We start from the raw sequence: 12,042 nt of genomic DNA, 5'->3' as shown, positions 1-12,042 counted from the left end.
TGCACCCGATGTTGTCTTTAATGCGCTCCACGGGCGCTGGGGCGAGGACGGCGCTATTCAGGGCGTTTTGGAATGGCTGAAAATTCCATACACACATTCGGGCATTCTGGCCTCTGCACTGACACTGGATAAGCAGCGCACCAAAGATGTCTACCGCAAGGTCGGTCTACCGGTTGTCGATAGTATTCTGGCATCGGCCGATGCCGTGCGCGCGGCCCATGTCATGCCGCCGCCCTATGTGGTGAAGCCCTATAACGAGGGGTCGAGCGTCGGCATCTACATCGTGGATGAAGCCGCAAACGGCCCGCCGCAACTGTCCGATGATATGCCAGAGAAGGTCATGGTCGAAGCCTTTGCGCCTGGCCGTGAGTTGACCACGACAGTGATGGGCGACCGTGCGCTGACGGTCACCGATATCATCACCGATGGCTGGTATGACTATCACGCCAAATATGCGCCCGGCGGATCACGGCACGAATTACCCGCCAAAGTGCCGGCCGAGATTTTCGATGCCTGCATGGAATACGCCCTGCGTGCGCATCAGGCCTTGGGGTGCCGCGGTGTCAGCCGGACTGATTTTCGCTGGGATGAAACCCGGGGGCTTGACGGGTTGATCCTGCTGGAAACAAACACCCAGCCGGGGATGACGCCCACGTCTCTGACGCCAGAGCAGGCCGCCCATGTGGGTATTTCCTTCCCTGAACTGTGCCGCTGGATGGTGGAGGATGCATCATGCGATCGCTGATCCGCCGCACGTCCCCCGATGCGCTGCCGCGTGATCCCGCACCCTCGCGCATGGGGTACCGCTATCAGCGCATGATGCTGACACCGGGGTTTCGCGGGACCGTGCGGATCGGGGTGCCGATCCTGTTGATCCTGATCATTGCGGGCTCGTGGTATTCCAAACCCGAGAACCGCGCGGCGCTTGCCGCGACGATAGAAGAAGCAAAGCAGAGTTTTCAGGAACGCCCGCAATTCATGGTGCAAAGCATGAATGTCGTGGGCGGTGATTTATCGGTGCTGACAGAAGTGGCTGCGCTGCTGCCCTCTGAATTCCCTGTGTCGTCATTCGCCCTCGATCTTGAAAAGATCCGCACGGAGATTGAAGCGCTTGATCCGATCAAGTCTGCCTCTGTCCGTGTGGGGCAGGGTGGTGCGCTTGAGGTGCAATTGACCCCGCGTGTGCCTGTGGCGCTTTGGCGGGATGGCACCGTGCTGCGCTTGATTGATGCCGATGGGGTGCAGTCCGGCGCCATCATGGCACGGGCCGAACGTCTTGATTTGCCACTGATTGCAGGGGACGGAGCCGAGGAAAACATCGCGCAGGCGCTGCGCCTTTTTGCGGCGGCAGGTCCTTTGATAGACCGGGTGCGCGGCCTTGTCCGCATGGGCGAGCGGCGCTGGGATATGGTGCTGGACCGGGATCAGCGTATTCTGTTGCCCAGCGAAAACCCCGTTGCCGCGCTGGAGCGCGTCATCGCGCTCAACGATGCGCAGGACATGCTGAGCCGTGATGTCGCTGTCGTGGATATGCGCAATACAAACAGACCGACACTCCGGATGAACGAAGAGGCCGCAGAGGCGCTGCGCCGGGGCAATACAACAATAAGCACAAATGAGGCAGGGAATTAAATGGGCGATCTCTACGACAGCCAGCGGGCAATGCGGCAAATGCGTAAGGCGGCGATGCAGCGGGGCGTCGTGGCCATTCTGGATGTGGGCACTTCCAAAATCGCCTGTCTGGTGCTGCGGTTTGATGGGCCAGAGCAGTTTCGTAGCAGTGATGGTGTCGGGTCACTTGCGGGGCAATCGCAGTTTCGCGTGATCGGCGCGGCGACGACACGGTCGCGCGGTGTGCGCTTTGGCGAGATTGACGCGATGCAGGAAACCGAGCGCGCGATCCGCACAGCGGTACAGGCCGCGCAGAAAATGGCGAATGTACGGGTGGATCACGTCATCGCCTGTTTGTCGGGCGCGCGTCCGCGGTCTTATGGGCTTGATGGTACACTCGATGTCAGCGGCGGCATGGTGACCGAACAGGATATCAGCCAGGTCATGGCATCTTGTGATGTGCCTGATTATGGCGCGGACCGCGAAGTCTTGCATGCGCAGCCGGTGAATTTTGCACTGGATCACCGGTCAGGTCTGGCTGACCCGCGTGGTCAGGTTGGCAATCAGCTCAAGACCGATATGCATATGCTGACGGTCGATGCCACGGCGATCCATAACCTCTTTTACTGCATCAAGCGCTGCGATCTCGAACTCGCGGGGCTTGCCTCTTCGGCTTATGTCTCGGGCATGTCGTCTTTGGTTGAGGACGAGCAGGAACTGGGTGCGGCTTGTATTGATCTGGGCGGTGGGTCGACCGGTATCTCGGTCTTCATGAAGAAGCATATGATATTTGCCGATAGCGTTCGGATGGGTGGGGAGCACGTGACCTCTGATATCTCGATGGGGCTGCAAATTCCTGCGGCAACGGCTGAACGGATCAAGACATTTTATGGTGGCGTCGTGGCGACCGGCATGGATGACCGTGAAATGATCGAGATCGGTGGTGACACCGGCGATTGGGAACATGACCGCCGCACAGTCAGCCGCGCCGAACTGATCGGTATTATGCGCCCGCGCGTCGAAGAAATTCTGGAAGAAGTCCGCGAGCGACTGGACGCGGCGGGGTTTGAGCATCTGCCGGGCCAGCAGATCGTGTTGACCGGTGGCGGCAGCCAGATTCCCGGGCTTGATGGTTTGGCCAGCAAAATTCTGGGCCAACAGGTCCGCTTGGGGCGTCCGTTGCGCGTACAGGGGTTGCCACAAGCCGCCATTGGCCCCGCGTTTTCCAGTGCTGTGGGCCTGACGCTTTTTGCGGCCAACCCGCAAGATGAGTGGTGGGATTTCGAGATTCCCGCAGAGAATTATCCCGCGAGGTCGCTGAAAAGAGCGGTCAAATGGTTTAAAGATAACTGGTAATGCGCAAGATATTGCCCATTGGCCGAAATCAGGCGGTAAAGCTAAGGTTTTTGTCCAGATTTGGTGGCAATTTTGTGTTTTTGTCGTGACCTTTCGGCATCACTTGGTTATTATGAGACTCAATAAGCAGTAATGGCCCGCGGGCACGGGCATTTTAAAACAGGCGGATCGCGTTATGACATTGAACCTCTCTCTTCCGGGACACGACGAACTGAAACCACGGATTACTGTGTTTGGTGTTGGTGGCGCGGGCGGTAACGCCGTGAACAACATGATCGAGCAAGAGCTTGATGGCACAGAATTCGTTGTCGCCAATACTGACGCGCAGGCGCTGCAGCAGTCGCGTGCAACGTCTAAGATCCAGATGGGCCTGAAAGTGACCGAAGGATTGGGCGCTGGTGCGCGTGCCTCTGTCGGCGCAGCCGCCGCAGAAGAGAGCATCGAGCAGATCGTTGACCACCTTGCCGGCGCGCACATGTGTTTCATTACTGCCGGCATGGGCGGTGGAACCGGTACCGGTGCGGCGCCGATCATCGCGCAGGCTGCACGTGAGCTGGGAGTTTTGACTGTCGGTGTTGTGACCAAGCCCTTCCAGTTCGAAGGCGCAAAGCGCATGAAGCAGGCTGAAGAAGGTGTTGAAGCCCTTCAGAAAGTTGTTGATACGCTAATTATCATTCCGAACCAGAACCTGTTCCGTCTGGCGAATGAAAACACAACCTTCACCGAAGCCTTCGCGCTTGCTGATGACGTCCTTTACCAAGGTGTGAAGGGCGTGACCGATCTGATGGTGCGTCCCGGACTAATCAACCTCGACTTTGCGGACGTACGCGCCGTGATGGACGAGATGGGCAAAGCGATGATGGGCACAGGCGAAGCCGAAGGTGAAAACCGTGCTATTCAGGCCGCTGAAAAGGCCATCGCGAACCCTCTTCTGGACGAGATTTCGCTGGAAGGCGCCAAGGGCGTGCTGATCAACATCACCGGTGGCTATGATCTGACGCTCTTTGAACTGGACGAAGCCGCCAACAAGATCCGCGAAAAGGTGGATGGCGACGCAAACATCATCGTCGGCTCTACACTTGATCCAAGCATGGAAGGCCGGATGCGCGTGTCTGTTGTTGCAACAGGGATTGATGCGTTGGCCAAGACGACTGTGACACCTGTGCCGCGTCGCTCCATGGCGGCACCGCTCGCACCTGTGGCCGAAGTTGCCGCACACGTCGAAGAGACCTTGCACGAGGCACCCGCTGCTACCGTTGCCGAACCTGTCGCGCAAGAACGGACGCTTTTCGAGGAATTCGAAGCACCTGCGCCGGTCCAGCAACCTGCTGCGGCAGCCTATCAGCCAGCTCCACAGCCGCAGGCCGTGGCAGATGATCTGCCGCCACCGGCATACACACCGCGCCAAGAGCCGGAAATGACCGAAGCCGACAACTTTGTTGCACCACGTGCGGCAGCGGCTCCGGGCACACCGTCACCAGAGGCGCTTGCTCGCTTGCAGGCCGCCGTGAACCGCGTTCCAAACAATGCTGGCGCGGCACCTCAACAGCGGGCGTCCGCACCTGCTGCTGTAGCGACGGAAGCTGATAAGCCGCGCTTCGGGATCAACTCTTTGATCAACCGCATGACCGGCGCACAAGGCGAAACTGCGCCGCGTCAACCAGCACGAGCGCAGCCACAAGTGACCGCAATCCGTGAAGAGCCAGAGCACAACGAAGAGCAGGATAAGATCGAAATTCCTGCATTCTTGCGCCGTCAGGCCAACTAGGCGCAGCGACTATGTTGCTTTGATGTGACGTCAACGTTGATAAGAAGGCCGCCACTGTGCGGCCTTTTTTATATTTTTGCCAAGGGGTTATGCTGACCGCACTCAAATCGCGACCGTTTGTAACACAAGTGTTTCAGTCCGTCGCAAAGAGTGAGTTGAGTGATGTGATGTCGCAGCCTAATTGAGAAAGGCGGAAAAAATGCTGCAAGGGCGAAATAGGCGTGCAAACGACACTAAAATCTGACGTTGTTTTTGAGGGCACTGGCTTGCACTCTGGCGAAGCTGTGCGTGTCGTTCTTAAACCCGCAGCAGCCAACACAGGCGTCGTTTTCCGGCGGACCGATCTTGCGGGGCAGCCGAAGCTGCCTGCCGATTTTCGCAACGTTATTGTATCGCCGCTGAATACCCGTCTTAGCAATGACACCGGTGCGATCGTTTCGACCATTGAACACCTTATGGCGGCGCTTGCAGGCTGTGGTGTACATAACGTCTTGATCGACATTGATGGGCCAGAAGTGCCTATTCTTGATGGAAGCGCGGCCAGTTTTGTGCGCGGGATCGTGGCGGCCGGTCTGGTGCGCTTGTCCGCACCACTGAAAGCAATTGAGATTTTGCGTGATGTCGAAGTGAGTGATGGCGACGCTTGCGCAAAGCTGTCGCCCGCCACCACGCTGCAGATTGATTTTGAAATTGCCTTTGCAGATGCCGCGATTGGCCGTCAACAAAAGACGTTGAATATGGCCAACGGCGCCTTTGTACGTGAACTCTGCGATAGCCGGACGTTCTGCCGTGCGGCTGATGTTGATGCCATGCGCGCAAATGGACTTGCCTTGGGCGGCACCTATGAAAATGCGGTGGTCGTCGATGGTGACAAGGTACTGACACCTGGTGGTCTGCGCCACGCCGATGAGGCCGTGCGTCACAAAATGCTTGATGCCTTGGGCGATCTTTACACCGCTGGTGCACCGATCCTCGGGCGCTACACCGGTTCGCGCGCGGGCCATGCAATGACGAACAAACTTTTGCATGCCTTGTTCGATCAACCTGACGCGTGGCGTTTGGTGACTTGTGACGTCCAAATCGCCGCCCGTCTGCCAGGTGTCGGCGTCAGTCTGGCTGATCTGGACGCCGTCGCCTAAATTCTGCCTCCCACTGACAGTTGATCGCCAGTGCTGTCAAAAGGCATTTTGCACCCGATTTTTCTATGTTAGACCAAGGCGGAACGACGCGGGGCTACTCCGCAGGTCAAGCAGCCATTGTGTGAGTGAGGACGCGAAAATGTCAGTCAAGAAGGGCACCGCCAGCCGTTGGGTGTTTCGTGTTGGCGCCGTCGTCAGCTTGGCCGTTTTAGTGGCCTGTAGTGGCGAAGGAAGCGGCGAACCGCTGGATAACCTAAGCGCGCAGGCCATTTTTGAACGCGGTGAACGCCAGATCGCAAACGGCAACCCTGATGATGCAGCATTCACGTTTGGCGAAATTGAGCGGCTTTACCCATATTCGGAATTCGCAGAACGTGCGCTGATCATGCAGGCATTTGCCTATCACCGAGATGAAGACTATCCCAACAGCCGCGCGTCGGCGCAGCGCTATCTGGATTTCTATCCCGCCGAAGAAGACGCAGCCTATGCGGCCTACCTCTTGGCGCTTTCATATTACGACCAGATTGATGAAATCGGCCGCGATCAGGGGCTGACCTTTCAGGCGTTGCAGGCGCTCCGCCGCGTGATCGAGCAATACCCCGATAGTGAATATGCGCGCACATCCGTGCTCAAGTTTGATCTTGCTTTTGATCACCTTGCCGCCAAGGAGATGGAGATCGGGCGCTTCTATCTCAAGCGCGGTCACTATGTTGCTGCTGCCAACCGGTTCCGCACAGTCGTTGAGGATTTCCAGACCACAACCCACACGCCCGAGGCGCTGCACCGTCTGGTGGAAAGCTATCTGTCTTTGGGCCTTGTGGAAGAGGCGCAGACTGCTGGTGCGATTCTGGGCTACAACTATCAATCCAGCGAATGGTACGAATCCACTTTTGCTTTGCTGACAGGCAGGGGGCTGACCGCCGAGGCTGCGGGCGACAACTGGCTGGCCTCGATCTACCGGCAGGTACTGCTCGGTGAGTGGTTGTAATCATCGCGGGGCCATCCCCGTCCTTTGGACTTTGACATGCTCCGCGGATTAGACATCAGGGACATGCTGATCATTGACCGGTTGGAACTTGCGTTTCAGCCGGGCTTGAACGTGCTGACCGGTGAAACCGGTGCGGGCAAATCTATCTTGCTTGATGCCTTGGGCTTTGTGTTGGGCTGGCGCGGCCGTGCCGAACTGGTCAGGCAGGGGGCAGAACAGGGCGAGGTGACGGCCTGGTTTGATCTGCCTGCAGGTCATGCGGCCCATGCCGTGCTGGAACAGGCGGGGATCACCGCCGAGGATGAGTTGATCCTGCGCCGGATCAACACCCGCGACGGTCGCAAGACCGCATGGGTCAACGACCGCCGCGTGAGTGGCGAGGTGCTGCGTAACCTTTCCGAGACGCTGGTTGAATTGCACGGACAGCACGATGACCGCGGTTTGTTGAACCCGCGTGGTCACCGCCAGATGCTGGACAGCTATGCGGATCTGGGCGCGGTTCTGGATACAACGCGGGACAGTTGGCGCGCGCTTTCTGCCGCACTGCGCAAGCTGGAAGCGACAGAAGCAAAAATCGCCGAAGCACGTGCAGAAGAGGACTTTCTGCGCCATGCCGTGGCGGAACTGGATGCCTTGGCCCCGGAGGCCGGTGAGGAAGCGACGCTTGATGTCCAGCGCCGCCTGATGCAGGCCGCAGAAAAGATCCGCACCGATATTGCAAAGGCGGCTGAGGCGCTGGGATTACAAGGTGCCGAAGGCCTGGTTGGCGATGCCTCGCGCTGGTTGCAAGGCGTGGCTGACGATGCGGACGGCCGGCTGGATGCGCCGCTTGAGGCGCTTGAGCGCGTGATGATCGGGCTGGATGAAGCGCAACGGCAAGTGTCGGATTGTCTGGACGCCTTGTCTTTCAACACATCTGAATTGGAAGAGGTGGAGGAGCGTCTCTTTGCCATTCGTGGCCTTGCGCGCAAACACGGCGTTCTGCCCGATGACCTGAGCGACTTTGCAGATGAGTTGCGCGGCCGTTTGGCGGTCTTGGATGATGGCGCGCGCGATCTGGCAGCGCAGAAAGCAGCTGTGAGCGCCGCGAGAGCGGCCTATGATGATGCCGCACAGACACTACGCGCAAAACGCCAGAAGGCAGCCGCGAAGCTTGATGCCGCAATGGCCAAGGAGTTGGCACCGCTCAAGATGGAACGTGCGGTTTTTGCAACGCTGATGACCGACGCAGAGCAACCCGGCCCCGACGGGATCGACACGGTCGCCTTTACGGTTGCGACCAACCCCGGTGCGCCAGCAGGCCCTTTGAACAAGATTGCCTCTGGCGGCGAGTTGAGCCGTTTCCTTTTGGCATTGAAGGTGTGTCTGACACAGGACGCAGGTGGGTTGACGATGATCTTTGATGAAATCGATCGTGGTGTAGGTGGTGCGACTGCTGATGCTGTCGGGCGACGGTTGGCAGAGCTTGCCGCGGACGGGCAGGTGCTCGTGGTGACGCATTCGCCCCAGGTGGCCGCCCTCGGTGGGCATCACTGGCGCGTTGAAAAGCAACAGACTGCCGATATGACCCGCTCGACGGTTGTGCCCTTGGATGCAGACGCGCGGGTGGATGAAATCGCCAGAATGTTGTCAGGCGACAAGGTGACAGAGGCGGCGAAGGACGCGGCGCGCGCGCTTATTAACACCTGAAACCGAAGTGGGCGCCGCAATCAAGCGACGCCCTGAACAATCACCGGTTACCAATCCCACTCGTACTTGCATGTCTCGGCCACTCACCTCCTCGACATACACTGTTCATTTTCCGAGAACCTTGGTCGGCTCTCAAATACCACCAAGTGCGTTGCGCTATTTGCCAGCAAGCACTTTCCCACTCACCACAGTCCGAGGCCGAAACACGCCTCTTGACGTAAAGGTAACAGACTAGCGTCCTCGAGCAACCTGTACCAAAGTATATCAATATTGCTGACCTAACTATCGAAGGTTGCAATTTGCATCTGTGACGATGGACCTCATTTTTTCTGATCCATGGTCAATATATGATAAAAACAACTGAATAATGACGATTAGTTGTTTCGTTATGAACTTTTTATCCGGTATTTCAGTAAGATACCAAAAATGACGCTTCTGACTGGTCATTCATCCACAGGTAGATTTTTTGTAAGGCATGTCAGTTCACTCCAACCTTTTGCAAATGTGTTGCTCTTTTTGCCCAAAACAGGGTTCAAAGCCGTGATCTTTGTGCACTGAATGCGCCAAACCGCGCGAATCGCGCCTGAAATTCTGCTTGGAAGCCTTTAGCGCATGACTTAGACCTGCATGGGTGGCCATGTACCAAGGGCCGCATGTTGCATGTCCGCCAAAGCCACCGGCAAGAGAGCAAACTTGATGGGGAAGTCAGCCAGAGCGTTGCTAGAGCAAGGGATTGCCGGTGTTGCGACGACTTGCAAAGATGCTGCGGTGGTCATGAAGACCCATGGTCCCAACCAAATCCAGTTCTGGTTCATTGCATTGGCGATCGGGATTGCAGCGGGGTTTGCCGCTGTGTTGTTCCGGCTCGGGATTTATGCAATTCAAACAACTGCCTACGGAACTGACGATGTTCTGACACTGCATTCATTTGCGGCGGGGCTGGCATGGTATCAAGTCTTGCTCATTCCGATCTGCGGTGGCTTGATCGTTGGCGTGATCCTTGACCGTTTCACGGACGACGGCCGCGTGCGCTCGGTGGCCGATGTGATTGAGGGGGCTGCCTTGTCAGAAGGTCGCGTCGAAGTCCGGCGGGGCCTTGCTTCGGCAGCGGCTTCGATGATTACCCTGTCAACGGGCGGCTCGTCAGGTCGTGAAGGTCCGGTGGTCCACCTTGCGGCGGTCATTTCGACAGGCGTGTGTCGCTGGATTAACGCCAATGGCATTACCGGACGCGATCTTTTGGGCTGTGCTGTCGCGGCCGCCGTTTCTGCCAGCTTTAATGCGCCCATTGCGGGGGCACTCTTTGCGCTCGAGGTTGTCTTGCGGCATTTCGCCGTGCATGCCTTTGCCCCCATTGTTATCGCCTCTGCCGCAGGGACCGTCATCAACCGTCTGACCTTCGGGGATGTGACAGAATTTACGCTCTCGGGCCAGAACGCGCTGGCGTTCTATGTCGAACTGCCTGCTTTTCTGATTCTGGGGCTGGTCTGCGGGTTTGTTGCGGTGGCGTTGATCAAGGCGATCTTCTGGGCCGAAGACCTTGGCACCTACCTGCAAAGGGAAACCGGCATTCCCCGCTACTTGCGGCCAGCGATTGCGGGCGCACTTCTGGGCGGGCTTGCCATCTGGTGGCCGCACATCATTGGCGTGGGTTACGAGACGACCTCTTTGGCGCTGACAGGCGAGTTGTTGTGGCATGAAGCAATCGTCTTTGCTGTGCTCAAGGTTGTTGCCGTGGCGATCACTATGGGTGGGCGCATGGGGGGCGGGGTGTTTTCGCCCTCGCTCATGGTGGGCGCGCTGACCGGCCTTGCATTTGGTATCATTGCGACAGCGATCTTTCCCAATGTCTCCGGTAGCGGCACACTTTATGCGCTCGCGGGTATGGGCGCGGTTGCTGCCGCTGTTCTCGGGGCGCCAATATCAACCACGCTGATTGTGTTTGAGTTGACGGGTGACTGGCAGACAGGTCTGGCTGTCATGGTCGCTGTCTCGCTTTCCTCGGCGTTGTCGTCGCGTTTGATCGACCGCTCTTTCTTTCTCACCCAGTTGGAACGGCGCAACGTGCATCTGGCGGCAGGGCCACAGGCCTATTTGCTTGCCACCTTCAAGGTGTCCTCGATCATGCGTGAAATGGACGCCAAGAATGCCGCTGAAGAGGACGCGTGCTGGGATATGATCCGCGACGGCGTCTATATTGACGGGAACGCCACGCTGGAACAGGCCATGCCCATGTTCGACGGTGGTGGGCACCGCTTTATCCCAGTGGTCACGCTGGGTGGCGAGGATGCCCCACCAGAGCTCTGGGGGGCTTTGTTCCACGTCGATGCTTTGCGCGCGATGAACCGCGCTTTGTCAGAGACAGCAGCCGAAGAACACTCCTAGACCTGCTCGACCGCCACCTTGTCGGTATAGAATGCCAGATGCTCTTTGATCTGGGCAACAGCGTCTTTGGGGTTTTCGTACGACCACGCCGCATTGGCGATTGGCCCGCTCTTCGCTTCAATCGTAAAGAAGCTTGCCTCACCCTTATAGGGACATGTCGAGCTGAGGTCCGTACGGTCAAGAAACGCCATCGCAAGATCAGCGCGGGGGAAGTAGATCACCGGCGGGTAATCCCCTTCGACAAGTTCAAGCGCATTGGTGCTTTCGCCTATTACAGCACCCGCTGCACGCACGACCCAAGTCCCCGTTGCGGGACGAATTTTGATATGATCAGCCATGGTCGCTTCCTTTTCATTAGACGGCCTGCCACGGGAAGACCGGAGCAGGTTCATTGTGCCAAGCAGTACGCTATCTCAAAGTGGCGCGCAGGCTTTTGCCAGCCAATCCCTGGTTTGTGTGTCCAGTCGCGGCGCCAGAAGCGCAAATGTATCGCTATGATAACGATCAATCCAGTCCCGTTCTGCATTTGTCAGTAGGTCGGCGTCAATCAAACGCCTGTCGAACGGAACATAGGTCAGCGTTTCAAAAGACAACATCGCGCGCGCGTCAGCACCGGCCAGGTCAGGGGCATCGACTGTGACGATCAGGTTTTCAATGCGAATCCCGAAAGCGCCTTCACGGTAATAACCCGGTTCATTTGACAGGATCATACCCGCCTTGAGTGCCACCTCGGACCGTCGCGAAATCCCTTGGGGGCCTTCATGCACGCTCAGATAGCTGCCAACACCGTGGCCGGTGCCGTGGTCATAATCCATGCCCGCCATCCACAGCGGTGCGCGCGCCAGCGCATCAAGATGCTGCCCGCCCACGCCTTGGGGAAAACGGATCCGGCTGATTGCGATCATCCCTTGCAGGACGCGGGTATAGCAGGCCCGTTGTTCTTCCGTTGGTGTGCCAATCGCGATTGTGCGCGTGATATCGGTTGTGCCGTCGATATACTGGCCACCACTGTCTACCAGCAAAAGCTCACCCATCCGGACAGGGCGGTTTGTCTTGTCGCTGACGCGGTAGTGGACAATCGCCCCGTTCGGGCCGGACCCGCAGAT

At 57.9% G+C, this 12,042-nt stretch carries 10 protein-coding genes; 8 read left to right on the top strand and 2 right to left on the bottom strand.

The window, feature by feature from the left end:
- From VGP75_RS05670 to VGP75_RS05635, 8 genes are all read left to right on the top strand, one after another.
- A partial coding sequence (locus VGP75_RS05670; RefSeq protein WP_327542724.1) for a D-alanine--D-alanine ligase occupies positions 1 to 745 on the top strand: 745 nt, incomplete at its 5' end.
- Positions 733 to 1,632 (top strand): cell division protein FtsQ/DivIB, encoded by a 900-nt coding sequence (locus VGP75_RS05665; RefSeq protein WP_327542723.1) that lies wholly within the window; start codon positions 733 to 735, stop codon positions 1,630 to 1,632. The genes VGP75_RS05670 and VGP75_RS05665, both read left to right, overlap by 13 nt.
- Positions 1,633 to 2,967: a cell division protein FtsA gene (gene ftsA / locus VGP75_RS05660; RefSeq protein WP_110279274.1), complete on the top strand. Its 1,335-nt coding sequence runs from the start codon at positions 1,633 to 1,635 to the stop codon at positions 2,965 to 2,967. It begins immediately after the preceding gene.
- 175 nt (positions 2,968 to 3,142) lie between these two features.
- Positions 3,143 to 4,735 (top strand): cell division protein FtsZ, encoded by a 1,593-nt coding sequence (gene ftsZ / locus VGP75_RS05655; protein ID WP_327542722.1) that lies wholly within the window; start codon positions 3,143 to 3,145, stop codon positions 4,733 to 4,735.
- A 221-nt stretch (positions 4,736 to 4,956) separates the two neighbouring features.
- Entirely contained in the window at positions 4,957 to 5,874 is a 918-nt protein-coding gene (gene lpxC, locus VGP75_RS05650; RefSeq protein ID WP_327542721.1) for a UDP-3-O-acyl-N-acetylglucosamine deacetylase, read from the top strand.
- Positions 5,875 to 6,013: 139 nt separating this feature from the next.
- Positions 6,014 to 6,862 (top strand): outer membrane protein assembly factor BamD, encoded by an 849-nt coding sequence (gene bamD / locus VGP75_RS05645; protein ID WP_327542720.1) that lies wholly within the window; start codon positions 6,014 to 6,016, stop codon positions 6,860 to 6,862.
- A 36-nt stretch (positions 6,863 to 6,898) separates the two neighbouring features.
- On the top strand, positions 6,899 to 8,551 hold the full coding sequence (recN, locus tag VGP75_RS05640; RefSeq protein ID WP_327542719.1) for a DNA repair protein RecN: 1,653 nt from the start codon (positions 6,899 to 6,901) through the stop codon (positions 8,549 to 8,551).
- A gap of 774 nt (positions 8,552 to 9,325) precedes the next feature.
- Positions 9,326 to 10,936 (top strand): chloride channel protein, encoded by a 1,611-nt coding sequence (locus VGP75_RS05635; RefSeq protein WP_327542718.1) that lies wholly within the window; start codon positions 9,326 to 9,328, stop codon positions 10,934 to 10,936.
- On the opposite strand, the gene VGP75_RS05630 is transcribed toward VGP75_RS05635, so the two are convergent.
- Together VGP75_RS05630 and VGP75_RS05625 are read right to left on the bottom strand one after the other, a co-directional pair.
- Positions 10,933 to 11,274, bottom strand: coding sequence for a DUF427 domain-containing protein (locus VGP75_RS05630; RefSeq protein WP_327542717.1), 342 nt, complete (start codon positions 11,272 to 11,274; stop codon positions 10,933 to 10,935). The two genes, VGP75_RS05635 and VGP75_RS05630, sit on opposite strands and share 4 nt — an antisense overlap.
- Positions 11,275 to 11,349: 75 nt before the next feature.
- Positions 11,350 to 12,042, bottom strand: a 693-nt coding sequence (locus VGP75_RS05625) for a M24B family metallopeptidase (RefSeq protein WP_327542716.1), incomplete at its 5' end; no start/stop codon positions are given.

This window comes from Yoonia sp. (genome assembly GCF_036007805.1).
Lineage (GTDB): Bacteria > Pseudomonadota > Alphaproteobacteria > Rhodobacterales > Rhodobacteraceae > Yoonia.
Note: the sequence above shows the minus strand (reverse complement) of the source record. Positions and strands in the feature narration are given on the sequence as shown.

Excerpts from the sequence above, each read along its gene's own strand:
- VGP75_RS05630 (WP_327542717.1), bottom strand. The coding sequence starts at position 11,274 with ATGGCTGATCATATCAAAATTCGTCCCGCAACGGGGACTTGGGTCGTG.
- ftsA (WP_110279274.1), top strand. The coding sequence starts at position 1,633 with ATGGGCGATCTCTACGACAGCCAGCGGGCAATGCGGCAAATGCGTAAG.
- recN (WP_327542719.1), top strand. The coding sequence starts at position 6,899 with ATGCTCCGCGGATTAGACATCAGGGACATGCTGATCATTGACCGGTTG.
- VGP75_RS05635 (WP_327542718.1), top strand. The coding sequence starts at position 9,326 with ATGAAGACCCATGGTCCCAACCAAATCCAGTTCTGGTTCATTGCATTG.
- bamD (WP_327542720.1), top strand. The coding sequence starts at position 6,014 with ATGTCAGTCAAGAAGGGCACCGCCAGCCGTTGGGTGTTTCGTGTTGGC.
- VGP75_RS05665 (WP_327542723.1), top strand. The coding sequence starts at position 733 with ATGCGATCGCTGATCCGCCGCACGTCCCCCGATGCGCTGCCGCGTGAT.
- ftsZ (WP_327542722.1), top strand. The coding sequence starts at position 3,143 with ATGACATTGAACCTCTCTCTTCCGGGACACGACGAACTGAAACCACGG.